The 18674-nt window shown below is 67.6% G+C and carries 18 protein-coding genes and 1 pseudogene; 8 read left to right on the top strand and 11 right to left on the bottom strand.

Translation table 11 applies throughout. The features are described from left to right. Window positions 1-41: 41 nt before the first annotated feature. Entirely contained in the window at window positions 42-425 is a 384-nt protein-coding gene (locus FM069_RS06845; protein ID WP_143487542.1) for a hypothetical protein, read from the top strand. 64 nt (window positions 426-489) lie between these two features. Here FM069_RS06845 and FM069_RS06840 read toward each other — a convergent pair whose 3' ends face one another. Both FM069_RS06840 and FM069_RS06835 read right to left on the bottom strand, forming a co-directional pair. Continuing rightward, the gene (locus tag FM069_RS06840; protein WP_143487541.1) at window positions 490-699 is read right to left on the bottom strand and encodes a cold-shock protein; all 210 of its coding nucleotides are present in this window, start codon (window positions 697-699) and stop codon (window positions 490-492) included. 309 nt (window positions 700-1008) lie between these two features. After that, the gene (locus tag FM069_RS06835; RefSeq protein ID WP_143487540.1) at window positions 1009-1986 is read right to left on the bottom strand and encodes a DUF4340 domain-containing protein; all 978 of its coding nucleotides are present in this window, start codon (window positions 1984-1986) and stop codon (window positions 1009-1011) included. A 429-nt stretch (window positions 1987-2415) separates the two neighbouring features. Between FM069_RS06835 and FM069_RS06830 the strand changes: the two genes are divergently transcribed. After that, entirely contained in the window at window positions 2416-3357 is a 942-nt protein-coding gene (locus tag FM069_RS06830; protein WP_143487539.1) for a LysR family transcriptional regulator, read from the top strand. A 2-nt stretch (window positions 3358-3359) separates the two neighbouring features. Here the strand turns inward: FM069_RS06830 and FM069_RS06825 are convergent, their stop codons facing one another. From FM069_RS06825 to FM069_RS06810, 4 genes are read right to left on the bottom strand one after another with little or no spacing between them, the layout of a single operon-like run. After that, a complete protein-coding gene (locus FM069_RS06825) occupies window positions 3360-4070 on the bottom strand; it encodes a c-type cytochrome (RefSeq protein WP_143487538.1) in 711 nt (236 codons plus the stop codon). Further along, window positions 4067-5545: a 4-hydroxyphenylacetate 3-hydroxylase family protein gene (locus FM069_RS06820; protein ID WP_143487537.1), complete on the bottom strand. Its 1479-nt coding sequence runs from the start codon at window positions 5543-5545 to the stop codon at window positions 4067-4069. Before FM069_RS06820 ends, FM069_RS06825 begins: the two co-directional genes overlap by 4 nt. Continuing rightward, window positions 5542-6429: a TauD/TfdA family dioxygenase gene (locus FM069_RS06815; RefSeq protein ID WP_143487536.1), complete on the bottom strand. Its 888-nt coding sequence runs from the start codon at window positions 6427-6429 to the stop codon at window positions 5542-5544. The genes FM069_RS06820 and FM069_RS06815 overlap by 4 nt, the downstream gene beginning before the upstream one ends. Window positions 6430-6440: 11 nt before the next feature. Further along, complete coding sequence (locus tag FM069_RS06810) at window positions 6441-7421, bottom strand: L-tyrosine/L-tryptophan isonitrile synthase family protein (protein WP_143487535.1); 981 nt, start codon at window positions 7419-7421, stop codon at window positions 6441-6443. 982 nt (window positions 7422-8403) lie between these two features. Here FM069_RS06810 and FM069_RS21575 point away from each other — a divergent pair. From FM069_RS21575 to FM069_RS06795, 3 genes are all read left to right on the top strand, one after another. Beyond that, window positions 8404-8562: a hypothetical protein gene (locus FM069_RS21575; protein WP_178106681.1), complete on the top strand. Its 159-nt coding sequence runs from the start codon at window positions 8404-8406 to the stop codon at window positions 8560-8562. Window positions 8563-9433: 871 nt separating this feature from the next. After that, window positions 9434-11941 carry a glycerol-3-phosphate 1-O-acyltransferase PlsB gene (gene plsB, locus FM069_RS06800; RefSeq protein WP_143487533.1) on the top strand — a complete coding sequence of 836 codons (2508 nt, stop codon included), beginning with the start codon at window positions 9434-9436 and terminating at the stop codon, window positions 11939-11941. A 67-nt stretch (window positions 11942-12008) separates the two neighbouring features. Then, window positions 12009-12404, top strand: a complete 396-nt coding sequence (locus FM069_RS06795) for a YbaY family lipoprotein (RefSeq protein WP_143487532.1) — start codon at window positions 12009-12011, stop codon at window positions 12402-12404. 138 nt (window positions 12405-12542) lie between these two features. On the opposite strand, the gene FM069_RS06790 is transcribed toward FM069_RS06795, so the two are convergent. Further along, the gene (locus tag FM069_RS06790; protein WP_143487531.1) at window positions 12543-13358 is read right to left on the bottom strand and encodes a M48 family metallopeptidase; all 816 of its coding nucleotides are present in this window, start codon (window positions 13356-13358) and stop codon (window positions 12543-12545) included. Between the two features lie 293 nt (window positions 13359-13651). On the opposite strand from FM069_RS06790, the pseudogene FM069_RS22255 reads away from it, so the two are divergent. Continuing rightward, window positions 13652-14926: pseudogene (locus tag FM069_RS22255) on the top strand (HAMP domain-containing protein); the annotation flags it as partial. Window positions 14927-14941: 15 nt separating this feature from the next. Further along, window positions 14942-15784 carry a methyl-accepting chemotaxis protein gene (locus tag FM069_RS22250; protein WP_407681565.1) on the top strand — a complete coding sequence of 281 codons (843 nt, stop codon included), beginning with the start codon at window positions 14942-14944 and terminating at the stop codon, window positions 15782-15784. Between the two features lie 57 nt (window positions 15785-15841). Here the strand turns inward: FM069_RS22250 and FM069_RS06780 are convergent, their stop codons facing one another. Genes FM069_RS06780 through FM069_RS06770 form a run of 3 tightly spaced genes read right to left on the bottom strand, consistent with a single transcriptional unit; the run spans window position 15842 to window position 16930 of the window. After that, a complete protein-coding gene (locus tag FM069_RS06780) occupies window positions 15842-16456 on the bottom strand; it encodes an SOS response-associated peptidase (RefSeq protein WP_143487529.1) in 615 nt (204 codons plus the stop codon). 25 nt (window positions 16457-16481) lie between these two features. Further along, complete coding sequence (locus FM069_RS06775; RefSeq protein ID WP_143487528.1) at window positions 16482-16748, bottom strand: putative signal transducing protein; 267 nt, start codon at window positions 16746-16748, stop codon at window positions 16482-16484. Then, window positions 16748-16930 carry a CPXCG motif-containing cysteine-rich protein gene (locus tag FM069_RS06770; RefSeq protein ID WP_143487527.1) on the bottom strand — a complete coding sequence of 61 codons (183 nt, stop codon included), beginning with the start codon at window positions 16928-16930 and terminating at the stop codon, window positions 16748-16750. The genes FM069_RS06775 and FM069_RS06770 overlap by 1 nt, the downstream gene beginning before the upstream one ends. Window positions 16931-17032: 102 nt before the next feature. Between FM069_RS06770 and FM069_RS06765 the strand changes: the two genes are divergently transcribed. Beyond that, window positions 17033-18196, top strand: a complete 1164-nt coding sequence (locus FM069_RS06765) for a 1-acyl-sn-glycerol-3-phosphate acyltransferase (RefSeq protein ID WP_143487526.1) — start codon at window positions 17033-17035, stop codon at window positions 18194-18196. Window positions 18197-18277: 81 nt separating this feature from the next. On the opposite strand, the gene FM069_RS06760 is transcribed toward FM069_RS06765, so the two are convergent. Next, a complete protein-coding gene (locus tag FM069_RS06760) occupies window positions 18278-18526 on the bottom strand; it encodes a hypothetical protein (protein ID WP_143487525.1) in 249 nt (82 codons plus the stop codon). Window positions 18527-18674 lie beyond the last annotated feature (148 nt).

Raw genomic sequence — 18674 nt, 5'->3', positions numbered from 1 at the left:
AGGCTCGTCGCCCGCCGCCCCGCTCCCCCCACGAGGACGCCATGCGCCAACCGGATATCGAGATCTATGTGAAGGATGCGGACCTGCCGGCGGTGAGCGCCTGGCTGGAAGGCGCACTCGGCCCCTGCAGCACCTGGCGCCAGCAGGGCCAGGTGTACAAGGCCACCGCCGAGGGCGAGGGCGCAGCCTTCCGCCTGGCCTGGCTGCCCAAGGCGGTGGGCAAGTGGCACAGCCTGTTCATCGACAGCCCGGCCACGCCCTGGGAAGACGACCGTGCCTGCGCACGGGCAGCGTTCGCCGCGCTGGGGGTGGAGATTCGCTGCGCCACCGGCGGCTGGGACGAGGAAGAAGACGAGGAAGCGGCCGACCGCTGGGTGAAGGTCGATGCCGAGGGGGAGCGGGAATTCGTCTGGCGTACCGACTGAGCGCCGGCGGCATCACCTATCGGAAAGGCAGAGGCCCGTGGCGACGGGCCTCGTGCCGGGTGCGTCAGACGCGGGACACGTCTTCCGCCTGCAGGCCCTTCTGGCCCTGGATCACCGCGAATTCCACCTTCTGGCCTTCCACCAGAGAGCGGTGGCCGTCGCCGCGAATCGCGCGGTAGTGCACGAACACATCCGCACCGCCGTCCCGTTGAATGAACCCATAACCCTTGGCGTCATTGAACCACTTGACGGTTCCGACTTCACGATCAGCCATTACCACTCTCTCCAACTCGCGATATTTGATCGCCCCTCCCCGTCTGGGAGCGGGCGCCTCGACGGTGCGACGGCGGACGGGCTTCTTGTTGTAACCGCGCTCGGCCGGAGTGAGCCGAGGCGGAATGTCGAATAACGTCCCCGACGCGACCGCCACCGGAGTATGAAAGCAGAAACCGGGCCTGGAAAGCCTTTTTTTCCGCGCCCCGGAACCGCTCGAAAGCCCCGTTCCACCTGCCCTTTACTGGGTCGCGCAGGCACGAAAACAGGGCACGCCGCGGCAGGTTGGACATCGTGGCGACGGTCTGTCTCAGGGCTTCGCCAGGAGACGGTCGAGGGGCGTCGCCAGGGCCTGGTAGCGGTCATCGTCCAGGCGATAGGCCCAGTCGGATCGCCCCGGCCATTGGCCGTCCGTCAGATCGGTACGGCTGTCCAACACCAGCCAATGCTGGTCGCCCTGGGCATAGACGCTGCCGGTGGCCTGCCCGCCGGCGAAGGTTCGCAGGCTGAAGGTGAGCACCGGCGGCGCCTTGAAGGTGGCCTGCTGGCGCGGTGCGGCATCGGCGAAGTCCAGGTCGGCGAACACCGCCGGCAGGCCGTTGGCGACGTCGACCCGGGCCAGATGCCGGCCCACGGGCAGCGGCGCCACGCCGAAGCCTGCGTCGCCAGAGTGCTCGCGGCTCAGGGCCAGGTGCTCGCCGGTGGCGTGCCGGACCTCCAGGCGCTGGATGTCCGCCAGCGGCAGCGCCGCCACCCGCCGGTCCAGCCAGGCCAGTTCCGTGGGCGGCAGCTCGATGTCGCGGTCGATCAGCCAGGCCTGGGACTCGCCGGGAACCCGCACCCACTGGCCCTCCTCCTGCCGGGCCGGCCTGCCCACCAGCAGCGCCAGGGGCGCGCCGCCCTCGCGCTCCAGGTCCAGACGGGTCGCCTGGTTCGCCGGGTCCCCGTCCTCCGCCAGGCCGGGCAGCGCCGGGCTGGCGTTCGTCGCCTGCACCTTGCGCGCACCCGCCAGGGCCTCGAGCAGTTCCACCACGGCTTGCGTCCGGGCCGGGTAGCCCGCCTTGGCCGGCACCCTCCAGCGCTGCCCGTCTTCCCGCTCGACCCGTACCGCCGGCTCGCCCGGACGGTGCACCTCGATCGCCCGCACGCCGGCCGACGGGCTGGCGAAACCGGGGAACAGCGCCTCGCGCTCGACCCGGGCCGGCTTCTCGTCCCGCTGCAGCCAGGCGTACGGCGCGGCCAGCACTGCCACCAGCAGCGCCAGGCCGATCAGGTGCTTGCGTCCCATGGAAAGACTCCTGGTATCCGTTGAAGCCGGGGTGGGCGAGTGCCCGAGCGATCCGCACCGACCACGCGTCGGCGCAGCCCTTACCGCGGCGGCAAGCCTTGTGACCGCGACGAATGCCGGGGGCGACGGGCATCCGGTCGGACGGCTGCGCTCGATCCGCCCCATCGTGCAGCAAGCGCTGCCGCATCGAGGCCGTGCCACCCTCATGGAGGTGCGGCATGTCCTGACCCGCCCGCCGGCGCTTGGTTCCGGCGCCGGGCACGCCCCGGAACCTTGCCGGCTGACCGGTCAGAGGCTAGCGCGCCACCGCGACGGCCGTCGGCGGCCCCTGGCCGGCGGTCCGCCCGACGTGCCGAGCGCGCCGCGCCCACCGTCCCTGCATCCTCCCACCCCGTTCTCCGCCGGCCCGGCGGAGCAAGGAACCCGTCGATGAGTGCCTCCATGGAACGGCTCAGCCAACTCAACCTGAATCACCTGTATGGCTTCGTCGCTGTCGTCGAACACCAGAGCTTCACCGCCGCCGCCGAGGCCCTCGGTTTGTCGAAGTCCCTGCTCAGCGAACAGCTCGCGCGCCTGGAGGCCAGCCTCGGCACCCAGTTGCTGACCCGTACCACCCGGCGCATGGCCCTCACCGACAGCGGCACGCGGCTGTTCGACGTGGCGCGCCGCCTGCTGGGGGAACTGGACAGCGCGGTGGCCGACGTCCGCGATCCCCACGGCGAGCCCAGCGGCCGCCTGCGCATCACCGCGCCCCTGGATTTCGCCAAGCTGCACATCAGCGCCGTCGCCGCCGACTACATCAAGCGCTTCCCCAAGACCCAGGTGGAGATGATCGGCGACGATCAGGTACTGGACCTGGTGGGCCAGCGCATCGACCTGGCGGTTCGGGTCGGCTGGCCCAAGGACTCCGGTCTGCACGCCAACAAGCTGGCCACCTTCGAACAGACCCTGGTGGCGGCCCCGGACTACCTGGCGCAGCACCCGCCGCTGCGGGAGCCGGACGACCTGGCGCGCATCGAGTGGATCGCCCACACCCGCCTGGCCTCGCCCTGGCAGTGGACCTTCCGCCGCGGCGAGGCGCTGCGGGAGGTACGGACCCACGGCCGGCTGCAGGCCAACACCACCCTCTCGGTCTACCGCCTGGTGCGGGCCGGCGCCGGGCTCAGCGTGCTGCCCAGCTTCCTGGTGGCCGGCGACCTGGCCAGCGGGCGGCTGGTGCGGGTCCTGGAGGACTGGAGCCTGCCCCAGGGTGGCATCTACGCCCTGTACCCCTCGGCGCGCTACATGCCGGCCCGAGTCAGGGCGTTCATCCACAGCCTGCGGGAGCGCCTGGACAACGACCCGTTCGGCGCCGTGGCCCGCAGCGCCTGAGCTCAGCGCAGCCCGCTGAGGTAGGCCGCCATCCGCTCGATCTCGGCGTCCTCCAGGGGCTTCGCCACTGCGGCCATGATTGGGCTGGTGGCACGGCTGCCGTCGCGAAAACGCTGCAACTGGGTCGCCAGGTACGGCCGCCACTGCCCCGCCAGCCGCGGCGCCTGGGTCGCCGCCAGGCCCTGGGCGGCGTCGCCATGGCAGGTGACGCAGGCCGGCACGCCCCGGGACGGCGCCCCCTGGCGGAACAGCGCTTCGGCGTCACGCCGGGCCGCGGGCGACAGGTCATCAGGGTCGCCGGGTGCCATGGGCTGGCCGGCAAAGTAGGCGGAGATGGCGTCCACTTCCGCCTCCTGCAGCCGTTCGCCGCGGCCGTCGGTGGCCGGGTTCGGCCGGCGATGCGCCTTGAGGTCGTAGATCTGCTTGCGCAGGTAGTCCTCGCTGAGGCCAGCCAGCTTGGGGTAGGCCTTCACCGGCTGCGGGCCACCATTGCCATCCTCGGCATGGCAGCGGGCGCAGGCCCGCTGGTTGACCGCGGCCCCTCGGGCCAGCCGCTCGGCGTCGGGGTCATTCCCGGACGGCCGCGGGGCAGTGTCGTCCGGCGCGATGGCCGCGGGCAACGGTGCGGCCAGGACGAGCGCGACCGGGCCCGCCCCCACCAGCAGGCACCCCAGCGCCAGGCCCGGGATACGGCGAGCGAACACCCGGCTCATCGCCACGGCCCTCCGCACCAGCCCTGCAGGTCGTAGTCCGCCATGCAGCGCTCCACCAGGGCCTCGCAGGCGCCCAGGTGGCCCCGGCGTCGCGCCCAGTTCAGCGAGTCCAGGCGGATCTGCTCGGCATTGCCCGAGTAATGGCTTTCGTAGACCGCATGGCGCGCGCCGAACTCGCTGCCGGTGGCGTCCCAGATCAGCTTGAACAGCTTCAGCCGCTGTTCCGGCTCCAGAGCCGCGCCTCGGTAATAGCGGTCCACCCAACCGCGCAACTCCGGGTCCAGCAGGTCGGCGGCCGCGGAAACCGTCACCAGGGGCGAGCCGCCCAGGGCGGTTTCCAGCAGTTCGCGCACCCGCTTCCAGATCAGCGGCACCTGGATGCGCAGCGCCGAGGCGTACTCCAGGCGCGGCACACAGGCCCCGGCGGCGGTGCGCTCCGGGTCCCGAGCCATGGCAGCGGTGAGGGCCTGCAGCAGGTGCTGCAGGGCGATCAGTTCCCCCAGGGCCGCCTGGATGCCGCGAAACCCGTCGGTGCCGTTGGCTCGCACACCCAGGGAAAGCAGGCCGATCATCAGCTCCAGCTTCACCGACAGGCGAATGCCCGACTGGAAGTTGTAGAGGTTGGCGAAGCCGGAGCTGGCGTAGAAGCCGGTGGCCCGCTCCCGGTCGCGGTGGACCAGCACGTCCTCCCAGGGAATCAGCGCCTGGTTGAACAGCAGCACGCTGTCGTTCTCGTCGAAGCGGCTGGACAACGGGTAGTCGAACGGGCTGCTGGCCCGCGCCTCGTAGGACGGCCGGCACAGCAGGCGCAGCCCGGGGTTGTCCATGCGAGCGAAGAACACCAGGGCGAAGTCGTCGGCCTTGCCCGCCTCCAGCGCCGCCGAAGCCACCGGGGCGACGAAGGTGGCGTTGGTCAGCGCGCTACCGGTGGCGAGCATCTTGCTGCCGCTGACGATGAGGCCGGCATCGGTCTCCCGCTCGACGTGAACGAATACGTCGCGCATGTCGTGGATCGCCTTGCTGCGGTCCAGGGGCGGGTTGATGATCGCGTGGTTGAGGAACAGCCCCTGCCCAGTGAACGCGCGGTGCCAGCGGCGGGCATTGTCCGCGAAGTCGCCGTAGTAGTCGGCGCCGATGGCCAGGCCGGACATGAACGCCGCCTTGTAGTCCGGCGTGCGCCCCATGAAGCCGTAGGTCATCGTCGACCAGTGGCGGATCGCCTCGCCGGCCGCCTGCAGGTCGGCGGCGTCCCGGGCCGGGGTGAAGAAGCGATGGGTGCGCTGGCCGAAGGCGTCTTCGCAGGTCAGGCGCTCGCGGTGCTCGCCGTGCAGGACGTCGTACAGCGCGGCGATGCTGCGCGCCGCGTTGCGGAAGGCGCGGTGCTCGGTCACGTCGGCCACCCGCTCGCCGTTCAGGTAGACCTGGCGGCCGTCGCGCAGGCTCTCCAGGTAGCCGGAGCCGGTCATCAGGGTCATGGCGTGAGCCCTCCTTGCGCCAGGTGGGGGTTGGCCAGGGGCGGCTCGGCATGGACGTGCACCCGCCGCAGGTGGCGCGCGCAACCCGAGGCGAAGGCCTCGCGGCCGTGGAGCAGGGTGAAGTTGTCGGCGATCAGCAGGTCGCCGCTCTGCCAGCGGTGGGCGTAAAACGCCCGCGGGTCATAGAGCGCCTGGCGCAGGCTGCCCAACAACCGGCCGCGCTCATCCCCGCCGAGGCCCTCGAACCGGTATTCCGAGGGGTTGATGAAGGCCGGGTCGCCGTCGACCGGCGGCTCGCAGACCCGCAGCACCGGGTAGTGCCGGCGCGGATGGCGCTCGATGAGCGGCGCCCGGGCCACGCTGCTGTAGTGGGCGGCGCTGCGCTGGTAATGGCCCTGGGTGCCGGCCCAGAGCGCGCGGCTGGCCTCGTCCGCCAGGCGCAGCGCCAGGGGCGTGTGGGCGAAGGTGGTCCGGCCGCCCTCTCCCTGCGCCGGCGCCGAAGCGCACTGGAACACCTGGAATTCCGGCACCTGCTGCAGGTACATGCCGTCCCAGTGCAGCGGCACGTAGTGGCTGGCGAAGATGTGGTCCTCGGGGGCGGCTTCTTCCCGCAGCTCCAGCACCGCGCCGAACGGCCAGTACAACAAGGGACCGAAGCCTTCGCAGTAGCGGGTCATCGCCTCGCCATCGGCGAAACTCGAGAAGCCCCGCAGCAGGACCAACTGGTGCAGCCCCGCCAGCTGCTTCAGCCAGGCCACCGGCACCTCTCCCACATGCATGCCGGGGCGGCGCGGTTGCAGCATCACGCCGAATTCCGGCGGCGTGCCCTCCTCCACCGGCAGCGGGCCGCAGGCGAGCAGGCGTTCGTGCAGGCAAATGTCCATGTCCACCTCCTTCACGCCGACAGCGCCGCGGGCGCGGCCTCGCAGCAGCGGTAATGACTGGGCCGGCCGTTGATCTCCACCAGCTCGGCGCCCAGGGCCAGAGCCTCGCTGCGCTTCATCAGGATGAAGCGGTTGTCCGCGTTCACCGCCACCCCGTGCCAGGGGGTCAGCCAGTCGTCCCGGGTCGGCAGCATGTGGATGCCCAGCTTGAGGCTGTCGGCCGGCTGCGGGTGGATGGACAAGCGGATCGCCCGGGGGAAGTATTCGGCCAGCAGGTTGCCCCAGGCCCAACTGCGCTGGATCACCCCCAGCGCGCGCTCCTTGGCGTCCCGCTGCAGGGCGGTGCGGGAGCCGGCATAGTCCGGGGTCAGGCCGTCTTCCAGCAGGAAGCGGCTGATGGCGCGGTACAGCATCACCCCTTCGTCGCTGGCCATCAGGGTTCCCCGCACGCTGTCCAGGGAATCGGCATGCTCCCGCAGCAACCGCTCCCGCAGCCAGTCGTGGTCGTCGCCGTGGTCGCCGTAGGCCGCCACGTCCTCCAGGTTGAACAGCCCGATGTGGGTCGCGCCGATCTCGTGGATCAGGCTCGCCAGGGCGTCCTGGTAGGCGCTGATGTCGGTATCGTCGATCTTCACCAGGTCGCCGAACACGCGCCCGTCGGAACACACCACCAGGCGCGCGCCCGGTGGGTAGAACAGCTGGATGCGCTGGCACAGGTGGTTGAGGAACGACAGCGACAGGCGCTCGGCCATGTCCGGCAGGCGGTGCAGCACCTTGCCCGGGTTCGGCGACTTGGCCGGGAAGGCCGGCAGCACGAACTCGATGGGCTGTCCGTCGGCCACGAACGCCGCGATCCGCGGCAACTGCACCGCGGCGATGCGGCGCGCCTCGTCCACCGGATCGCGCCCGGCATGGGCCGGGTAGCGGCGGCGGTAGAGCAACAGTTCATCCAGCACCCGGCGGGCGATGGCGTCGTGTTCGGCAAGAGACATCGGATTTCCTCCCTTGGGTTCGCCCCGAAGGCGAACGGTTTCCTGGAAGGCCGCTATCCTCCGAACCCGCCGGCGGCGGATAAACGCCGGATGGCCGAAAACAGCGTTCGGCCTGGCTGAACAATGGTCGACTGGCGCGTGTTTTCCGGAGGTGGCGCACAGACCGATTGCGCGCCAAGGACTACCCTGGCGCGCTGTTCCGAAAGGGGTACTTCTCGACGACTACTGCCCCCTTTACGGGGTGACGGGTGCTGGCCTTCAGCAACGGCACCGGAGGTAGCGTTGTTCCGGTAAATCACGACTCCTGGCCGTATAGGGGGGTGACAACAGCCTTTTCCTGTGCAGAATTCACCCCCCGCCTGGAACCGGCCTGGACTGACGATGGGTTACGACCTCGATACCCGGGCAACTGCCGGCGGTAGGGTCATTGACCGCTCAGGGCTACCAATGAATCGCCTTGATCTGCCTGGACCAGAACCGATCGTTATCCTTGCTCAAAATATCGGAATTATCTCTAGCGAAATTTATTAAGCATTCACGCCAAAAAACTGCCCACACTTGCAGCCAATTTTATAAATCATGAAAACCCAAGCAAAAGCCAACAAAAAAACAGCCATCCTCATGACTATACTAAAATTCCTCACCATATATATAGTGGTAAAATACCTTTCTGAATACAATGACAAAAAAGCATGGGCCACAATACGAAAAATCGAAACACAACAAGGAAAAGAAACAGTAGAAAATTTCAAATTGATAAAAGAACCCTTTGACACTGACTACGACATATTGGCAATGCCAACGAACGACAAGGAATACCCTATTCTCTGGGCAGTCATATATGACAGAAAATCCTACACTATATTGCCGCGCGACACCGCTATCAAACCAAACTGCAATACGATAGGCCGTTTGCCGCCTGAAGTAATAACCGATAGCACTTCCATGAGAATCATTAGGAGATTTTGTGGAAGCAAAGGGTATGGAATATCCCGTTGAGGTATTGGCTTTCGGATACTTGACCAAGCGCCGTAGAGAAATATTGAAAGCAACGCGCCTGTTCCAAGCTTGCCAAGCTGTGGACCACATGCTGCTGCAGACATCGGATCAGATTTTCCTGCCCGCGATGAACGCCTCTTGAAAGCGCTACGTATAACCGGGTATCTGCGACTGGGAGGCTCGCCGCAGAAAGGCCGACCCCGAGCGGCACTTCTGCTGTCCCCACGATGAGCTCAAATGCTGGAGCAGCAGGGGCGCTACCGTAAAGTTCAAGCGTGTATGGGTCCCAAAGGTACTCAGTTTCATCCTTTACAATTTTTACCATTTCTCGGCTGCTTCACCGCCCGAACCTGCTAGCAGCAAAAGCAGAAAATTTGTTGACCACTTTATTTTGAAATGCTCCAAATAAGCAAACTGGAAGTCCACTATGCTACCCTCTGCGGCTTGAAAGCGGACGTTTCCGCAAGCGTTTCAAAAATTATCGAAACCTGTCAAACCCCCTGGGCGACCCAATGAGCTATAAAGTCACCATGCCAGAGGACCAGAGGACCAGAGGACCAGAGGACAGAATGGAGAAAAGCTTATCCGATTCGTCTTCGATGACGAAAAGAAGGCTTTTTATATCCTGGCCAAGAACGAAACCACTTTATCTTCTCAGGTGCAATTTCAGTTCGGAGGACCTGATGAAACACATGATCGATAACAGTCTGGGCACCAATGAGTCGACGACGATTCTTCATCGAGCTGTACAAGGCGCCTAATAGGGCACAGCGCTCCCTAGTCGACCATCCGCGCTATTTGAGCAACGGGTAGAAGCATTGCGCTCATACAAGGGCTCGAATGATTTCTCTGAAATAGGGAATGCCAAAAACAAAATAGGGATGACCCGCCGCAAGTCAGCGGTTTAATGTCAGCGCACACCTGCTCACTGAGCTCCAGCGATTTTGCCGGCCGCAGGCGGATACGGCACACTAGCGGCCCCGCGCCCGGCGCCGTAAAAGAACACAAGCCGTATGACCCGTTCCCCGTTCCGTCGCCTCGTTTTCGGCACGCTTCGTCGTCTGCTGTACCTGTGGGTCCGTTCGGAAACCATCAACCAGTCGGCCTTCACCCTCAAGCTGGATCGTAGCAAGCCGGTGCTGTACGCGTTGCAGCAGGATTCCATCAGCGACCTGGCGGTGCTGGATACCGAATGCCGCAAGGCGGGGTTGCCGCGGCCGGTGTTGCCGGTGCGGGTGGGCGACCTGCTGGAGCCGGCGGCATTCTTCTACCTGTCGCCGGACCCGGACTGGTTTGGCCGCCAGGACAAGCGCAGCAGCGCGCCGGCGCTGGTGCGGGTGCTGGGGGCGATCCAGCAGCAGGCGGTGGAGGATGCCCAGATCATCCCGGTGAGCGTGTTCTGGGGGCAGTCGCCGGACCGTGAGACCAGCCCGTGGAAGCTGCTGTTCGCCGACGACTGGGCGGTGACCGGACGGCTGCGCCGGCTGGTGACCATCCTGATCCTCGGACGCAAGACCCGGGTGCAGTTCTCCGCGCCGATCCACCTGCGGGCGCTGGTGGACCAGGGCAAGGGTCCGGAGCGCACCCTGCGCATGGTGCAGCGCATCCTGCGGGTGCATTTCCGCAACCAGAAGACCGCGGTGATCGGCCCGGACGTGTCCCACCGGCGCAACCTGGTGAAGGGCCTGGTGCACGGGCCGCAGGTCCGCCAGGCCATCGCCGAGGAACACGAGCGGGACAAGGTGCCGGTGGAGAAGGCCGAGGTCCAGGCCCTGCGCTACGCCAACGAGATCGCCTCGGACTACACCTACACCGCGATCCGCTTCCTCGAGGTGGTCCTGAGCTGGTTCTGGAACAAGCTCTACGAGGGCATCCGGGTCAACCACATCGAAGGGGTGCAGGACGTGGCCCAAGGCCACGAGGTGATCTACGTGCCCTGCCACCGCAGCCACATCGACTACCTGCTGCTGTCCTACCTGCTGTTCCGCAACGGCCTGACGCCGCCCCACATCGCCGCCGGCATCAACCTCAACATGCCGGTGATCGGCGGCCTGCTGCGCCGCGGCGGGGCCTTCTTCATGCGCCGCACCTTCAAGGGCAACCCGCTCTACACCGCCGTGTTCAACGAGTACCTGCACACCCTGTTCAGCCGCGGCTTCCCGGTGGAGTACTTCGTCGAAGGCGGCCGCTCGCGCACCGGGCGCATGCTGCACCCGAAGACCGGGATGCTGGCCATCACCCTGCGCAGCTTCCTGCGCTCGTCCCGCCTGCCCATCGTCTTCGTGCCGGTCTACATCGGCTACGAACGGGTGCTGGAGGGTCGCACCTACCTGGGCGAGTTGCGCGGCGCGAGCAAGAAGAAGGAGTCGATCTTCGACCTGTTCAAGGTCATCAGCGCCATCCGCCGGCAACGCTTCGGCTCGGTGTCGGTGAACTTCGGCGAGCCGATCAAGCTGGCGGAGTTCCTCGACCATCAGCAGCCGGACTGGCGTGAGCAGCCCCTGGCGCCCCATTACCGTCCGGACTGGCTCAACGGCGCGACCAATCGCCTGGCGGTGACGGTGGCGCGCCGGCTCAACGACGCAGCCGCCATCAACCCGGTCAACCTGGTGGCCCTGGCGCTGCTGTCCACCAGCCGGCTGGCCCTGGACGCACGCGCCCTGGCGCGCATCCTCGACCTCTACCTGGCGCTGTTCCGCCGGGTGCCCTATTCGCCCCATGCGACCCTGCCCGAGGGCGACGGCCAGACCCTGATCGAATACGTGCGCAGCATGGACCTGTTGGCCGAGCAGACCGACGCCCTCGGCCGCATCCTCTACCTGGACGAGCAGAACGCGGTCCTGATGACCTACTACCGCAACAACGTCCTGCACGTGTTCGCCCTGCCGGCGCTGCTCGCCAGTTTCTTCCAGAGCAGCTCGCGCATGAGCCGCGAGCAGATCCTGCGCTACACCAAGGCGCTCTACCCCTACCTGCAGGCTGAGCTGTTCATCCGCTGGGACGTGGAGGAGCTGGATGCGGTGGTGGACGAGTGGCTGGCGGCCTTCGTGGAACAGGGGCTGCTGCGGGCCGAGGGCGACGTCTACGTGCGCCCGGCACCCAGTTCGCGGCAGTTCGTGCTGCTGACCCTGGTATCGCGGGCCATCGTGCAGACCCTGCAGCGCTTCTACATGGCCATCGCGCTGCTGCTCAACGGGGGGCAGCACGCGCTGACCGCCGAGGAACTGGAGAACCTGTGCACCGTCATGGCCCAGCGCCTGTCGATCCTGCATGGCCTGAACGCCCCGGAATTCTTCGACAAGAGCCTGTTCCGGCACTTCATCCAGACGCTGCTGGAACAGCGGGTGCTGCGCCAGGACGAGGCCGGCAAGTTGAGCTACCACCCGTTGCTGGGCGAGGTGGTGGAGGGTGCGGCCAAGCGCGTATTGCCCGCCGAAATCCGCCTATCCATCCGCCAAGTGGCGCAGGATCGGCCGGGCGAACCGGACGAGCTGCAGGAGCCCCCACCGGCCGCCGCCTGACGGAACGGCGCAACTTCCCTGGCCGCGAGGTGTCCGACGGGCGTTCTTCGCCCGTCATGAGATCGCCATGCTCCGACCCGCCCTGTTCCTGTCAGCGGCCCTGCTGCTCTCCGCCTGCAGCCTCGGCCAGGCACCGGCCAGCCTGCGGGGCGAGGTCTTCTACCACACCCATGACGACCTGCCGGAAGATGCCGTGCTCAGCATACGGCTGCTGGACCTGACCCGCGCGGACGAGCCGCCCCGGGAGCTCGCCCGGCAGCAGGAATGGGTGCGCGGCCCGATCCCCCGGCGCTTCCACCTGCTCTACGATCCCGCCGACATCCAGCCCGGCCACAGCTACGCGGTTCAGGCGCGCATCCAGTACGGCGAGCACCTGTTGTTCGTCAACACCGTGCACCATGGCGTGCTGCTGGATGGCAGCGACCCGCAGCCGATCCGGGTCCGCGTCGCAGCGCTGGAGTAGGCACTCGGAAAGGCGAACCGGCGTGGTAGCACCCGGCGCATCCTTCGATACCGCGAGTGAACGATGCGTCCACCCCCGGCCTCCTCGAGCTCGCCTTGGTACTCCCCCTGGCAACTGCCGCCGGGGGCGCCCGCCTCGCTATTTCTTCGCCTGCTGGTACAGCGGCAGCACCTTGGGGATCGCCGCCTTCAGCGAGGCGATGCGCGACCCCGACGACGGGTGGGTGCTCAGGAACTCCGGCGGCGCGCCCTCGCTGGCCTTGCTCATCTTGTCCCACAGGCTCAGGGCCGCGTTGGGGTCGTAGCCGGCGCGGGCGGAAAGCTCCAGGCCGATCAGGTCCGCCTCGTTCTCGTTGGCGCGGCTGTTGGGCAGGGTCATCAGGTATTCGACGCCGGTGTTGGCCAGTTGCAGGCTGCCCTGGCCAACGCCCATGGCCGCGCCCACCTGGGACGCCAGCTGCACCCCGTAGGCCTTGGACATGGCCTCGCGACCGTGCTCGCGCAGGGCGTGGGCAATCTCGTGGCCCATGACCGCGGCGAGTTCGTCGTCGGTCAGCTTGAGCTGATCGATCAGGCCGCTGTAGACGATGATCTTGCCGCCTGGGCCGCAGTTGGCATTGAGTTCCTCGCTGTCGATGACGTTGACTTCCCACTTCCACTGGGCGGCATCCGGGCGGAAAACCGGCGCTTGGGCGATCAGCCGGCGGGCCACCGCGTCGACCCGCTTGGCGTCCTGGCTGCTCTTTTCCAGCACGCCCTTGCTGGAGGCTTCCTGCAGGGTCTCGGCATAGGACTGGGCATACATATCGTCCACCTGCTGGCTGGACAGCATGCTGAACATGTACTGCTTGCGCTCCACCCCCACCGCGCCGCCACTGGTGGTGTTCACCGCCTGGCAACCGGCCAGCAGCAGGGGCGCGAGCAGAACGGGCAAGAGACGATCGGAACGGGTCATGACGGACTTCCTCGGAAAGGCGGCCCCTGGCGGGCACGTTGAGTTCGGTCGCGGCTTGCGAGAACGGGCGCCAGCATCTTTGATTGGTGGCAAGCGCCCGATTTTCTGCATGGAAGATCGCCGGCGGCGGTCCGCGCAGGCGGGCGGCAGGGTCCCCACCTGGTTCGGCAGGTGGTCCGTCCCGCACCCTTCTCCTGCCGGCCCCGCTCAGGCTTTTCACCCGGCGCCCTCACGCTCGTCCGCCGCTCGCCGATAAGGCCGGAACGGGCGCAACTGAGACCTCGGGAGCCATTATGAAATTCAAATCCATTCAGTTCACGGTGGCCGCCTTGGCGGGCGCCTGCGTGCTGGCCGTAGTGGTGGCGCTGGTGCTGTACGCCCTGTTCGCCGGGGCACGCACCCAGGAGACGATCCAGGCGCGCACCCGGACCCTGTTCGAACAGGTGATCAACGAGCGCCTGCTGGCCATGGCCCAGGAGCAGGTGGGCGAGATCCAGCGCAGCCTGGCGTACCCGCTGACCGTGGCCACCGGCCTGGCCCAGACCAATGCGCTGATGGGCCAGGCCGACCCCAGCGGCGCGCCGGCCTTGAGCCTGAGCCGCGAGGAGCTGTCCAGCCTGCTGCGCAATACCGTGGCCACCAACGCCAAGGTGATCGACGCCTACATCGGCTGGGAGGCCAACGCCTTCGACGGCAACGACGACCTCTACGCCAACCAACCGGGGTACGACGCCAGCGGCCGCTTCGCCCCCTGGTGGTACCGCGGCCCCGACGGCACGCCCATGGTGGAACCCCTGGGGCCCACCATGCTCAGCGAGAGGCGCCTGCCCACCGGCGTGCGCGAGGGCGAGTACTACCTCTGCCCGCGGGAAACCAAGGCCACCTGCATCGTCGACCCGGCGCCCTACGAGATGGGCGGCAAGATGGTGCTGCTCTCCTCCTTCAACGTGCCAGTACTGGTGAACGGCGAATTCCGCGGGATCGCCGGCGTCGACCTGTCCCTGGACTTCATCCAGCAGGCCCTGGTGGCTGCCAACCAGCAACTCTACGGCGGTGTCGGGCAGATGATGCTGATCTCCACCAACCAGCGCCTGGTGGCCTATACCGCCGACGCCCGCCAGCTCGGCGAACCGGTGGACGCGGTGGGTAATGAACTGGCCGGCGAGCTCAAGCGCCTGCAGGGCGACCAGCCGTTCTACCGGGTGGACGACGCCAATGGCCGCATCATTCTGCTGGTGCCGTTCAAGGTGGCCGACACCCCGACCCGCTGGGTCTTGGGCATCGACCTGCCGATGCAGACGGTGATGGCCGACCTGCAGGGGCTGCAGGACGCCTTCAGCGCCCGGCGCGACGAGGAAATCCTCGGCATGACCCTGACCGGCCTGCTGGTAGCCGGAGTCGGCCTGCTGGTGGTGTGGCTCCTCGGCCACCGCATCGCCCGGCCGCTGCGGCAGATGGTGGCGATGCTGGATGACATCGCCCAGGGCGAGGGTGACCTGACCCGCCGCCTGCGGGTGAACCGGCGCGACGAACTGGGCGCCATCGCCACCGGCTTCGACACCTTCCTGGGCAAGCTGCAGGGCATGATCAGCCAGGTGGTGAGTTCCGTACAGAAGGTCAGCGACGCCTCCGAGCACACCGCCGACATCGCTATTCGCACCAACCAGGGCATCCAGCGGCAGATGACGGAGATCGACCAGGTGGCCACGGCGATCCACCAGATGACCGCCACCGCCCAGGACGTGGCGCAGAACGCCAGCCGCGCGGCGGAAGCGGCCAACCGCGCCGACGACGCCGCGAACCTGGGCCGCCAGGTGGTGGACAGCACGTCCCGCGCCATCGCCGACTTGGCCGGCGAGATCGGCCGCGCCGTAGCGGTGGTGCAGACCCTCGCCCGGGACAGCGAGAACATCAACGCGATCCTGGTGGCGATCCGCAGCATCGCCGAGCAGACCAACCTGCTGGCACTGAACGCCGCCATCGAGGCGGCCCGGGCCGGCGAACAGGGCCGGGGCTTCGCCGTAGTGGCCGACGAGGTGCGCAACCTGGCCCAGAAGACCCAGGAGGCCACGGGGGAAATCCAGAACATGATCCAGCAGCTGCAGGGCGGGACCCGGCAGGTGGTGAAGGTCATGGAGGACAGCCAGGCGAAGACCGACGACAGCGTGCGTCATGCCCGGGAAGCGGCCAGCGCCCTGGACGCCATCACCCGGGCGGTGTCGGTGATCACCGACATGAACACCCAGATCGCCAGCGCCGCGGAAGAGCAGAGCGCAGTGGCCGAGGACATCAACCGCAACGTCACCAACATTGGCCAGGTGGCGGCGGAAGTGGCCAGTGGTGCCGACGAGGCCAGCGTGGCCAGCGGCGAGCTGACTCGCCTGGCGGAGCAGCAGCGTCGGTTGGTCAACCAGTTCAAGGTCTGAGCCCAGAGCGGGATGCCCTCGCATCCGCTCCCGAGCGGTAACCCGCGGCGGGATTTTTCAGGCCGAGGTCAGGCACTCCGGGCCATCCAGGGCCGGGTCGTTGACCAGGGTCGCCAGGGCCCGCTCCCGCAGGACGGGCCCCGGCCGCAGCAACAGGCACTGGAGGTCGTCCAGGGGCGACTGGGGGTCCAGCCAGACGCGCACGCCGGCCTCGTCCAGCACCAGGGGCCGGCGCAGGCTGGCCACCGGCTGGGTGATCATCGCCACGCTGAGGTACTCGCGGTCACCCGCCGGATAAGCCTCCCAGACCGCGGCCAACTGCAGCAGGCCACCGTCGCCGCTCACCCAGTAGGGCCGCTTGCGCACCCCGCGCCACTCATAGAACCCATTGGCCGGCAGCAGACAACGCCGCAAGCGGAAGGCTTCGCGAAACATCGGCTGCTCGGCGAGGGTCTCGGCCCGGGCATGGGCCGGCGTGCGGGACAGGTCGGTCAGCCAGGCGGGGGTGAGGCCCCAGCGGGCCGGATCGGCCCGGAGCGTCAGGGCGTCGCCGCGCAGCATCAGCACCTGGCCGCCGGGCGCCAGGTTCCAGCGGGGCGAGAGGTCGGTGGGAAAACCGGGGGTGGCCGCCAGGGCCGGCGGCCAGCGGAACAGGGCGAAACGTCCACTCATGGAGACACGGCACTCGTCGGGAAGATCAGCAGAGCAGCACACCGGGGGTGTGGGTGCCGTCCGGCTCGTCGCCGGGCAGCGGCTGGGCGGCATTGTACGCCTGGATCAACTGCCGCGCCCGGTCGGCCTCCTCGTCCGGGACCAGCAGGCCGAGCAACCCGCCGATGGGCAGCTCGCCCACCGCCCCCAGCAGGTGGCCGCCGGTGAGGTGCGCATCCACCCCTTCGCTGGCCAGCATGCCCAGCAGCATCTGCGCCTCCAGCAAATCCCGGGGCTCGTAGATGCGGCGCATCAATCGTCCTCCCTGCGCACGTCCAGGCTCCAGTCGCGGCCGTCGGTGCGCAGGTCGAACAACACCGGGCGGCAACATACCTGGCAGTCCTCGATGTACTGCTGATCGCCGGCCGAGAGATCGAGGGCCGTCTCCACCGGTTCGCCGCAATACGGGCACTCATACACCTGGGCTTCCAGCATTCGGGCCTCCACTGTGACTTGCGGGTATACTCGCCGGCTACTCAGGCTCCGCGACGGGAGCCGTACCGTCATCCAGCCGCCTACACCGGATATCAGAACAAGATGGGCGAATTCGAAGCCATCCGACCTTATGCCGACGCCGAAGTCCCGGGCATCCTCTCCCGGCTGTGCGCCGACCAGGCCTTTCTCGACAGCCTGACCCGTTTCCGCTTCCCCCGCTTGGCCGGCCCGTTGGGCTGGCTGCTCAAGCCTGTTATAGCCCATCGGTTGCGCCGCGTGTGCGCCGGCATCCGCACCGTGGCGCAACTGCAGGACAAGGTTGAGCCCTACGTGGACCGCACCGTCGAGCACGCCACGGACGGCATCGGCTATTCCGGCCTGGAGCGCCTCAGGCGCGAGCGCCCCTACCTGTTCCTGGCCAACCACCGGGACATCGTGATGGACCCGGCCTTCGTCAACTACGCGCTGTACCACGCGGGCCTGCCGACCCCGCGCATCGCCATCGGCGACAACCTGCTGCAGAAGCCCTTCGTCAGCGACCTGATGCGCCTCAACAAGAGCTTCATCGTGCACCGCTCCCTCAGCGGGCGGCGGGAGAAGCTGGCGGCGTTCCAACAGCTGTCGGCCTACATCAACCACTCGATCCGCCAGGACCGCGAGTCGATCTGGATCGCCCAGGCCGAAGGGCGCGCCAAGGACGGGGACGACCGCACCGATTCGGCGATCCTCAAGATGTTCCACATGAGCCGCAAGGACGAGCCCTTCGCCCAAGTCATCGGCGAGCTGGGGCTGGTGCCGGTGGCCATCAGCTACGAATACGACCCCTGCGACCTGGCCAAGGCCCGGGAGCTGGAAATCCGCGCCCGCACCGGCGGCTACACCAAGGCCCCCGGCGAGGACGACGCCAGCATCGCCCTGGGCATCACCGGCTACAAAGGCCGTGTGCACATCCACTTCGCCGAGGAAGTGGGCGAGGGTGTCGACGACGCGAAGCAGTTGGCCGCCGAAGTGGACCGGCGCATCCTGGGCAACTACAGGTTGTTCCCGGTGCACTATCTGGCCTATGCCCAGTGGGACGGTCGGGATCCGGCCCTGGACGTGCCCGCCGTGGATACCCTGTTCCCCGCGGCGGACGTGGAGCGCGCCCGCGCCGAACTGCGCAAGCGCCTGGACGCCTGCACGCCGGAGCAGCGCCCGTATCTGGTCCTGCAGTATGCGAACCCGGTCCGTAACCAGTACCGGGTGAAGGCGGGCCTGCCGCTCTAGCGTCGCGCACCACCCTGACGAGGGGGCGTGGCTTCGGCCAGGTATCCGATGACGAGGCCCGCCGACGCGGGCCTCGTCGTGTCAGAGGTGGGTGCTCAGCCAAGACACCAGCAGCGCGGCCGCCAGGCAGGTGCTCCCCGTGCCATTGAAGAAGCGATCCATGCGCGGTGTCAGCAGCTCGTCCACGGGCGCCGTGAGGGACGCCAGCCGGCGGTTCTGGCGCAAGCGGGTGGCGATCAGCAGCCAGCCGCCCATGAAACCGAGGAACAGCGCCAGGCTGTTGACGAGTTGGGCCGGACCGGACAGCCAGCTGAGCATCTGCAACGACATGGGACCTCCGCGATGGATACGCGCCACGTATCCCGCTACGACGGGTTCTGCCCGGCACCTGCCGGGCAACGACGGCGGCGGAGTGTACGGGAGACCCCGGCAGGTCACGGGGCTTTCCGACGGACGCGCGGAAACGAAAAGCCCCGGT

The sequence above is a fragment of the Pseudomonas mangiferae genome (assembly GCF_007109405.1).
In the GTDB taxonomy this organism is placed as follows: Bacteria; Pseudomonadota; Gammaproteobacteria; order Pseudomonadales; family Pseudomonadaceae; genus Pseudomonas_T; species Pseudomonas_T mangiferae.
This window is presented reverse-complemented; position numbering and strand designations above follow the sequence as displayed.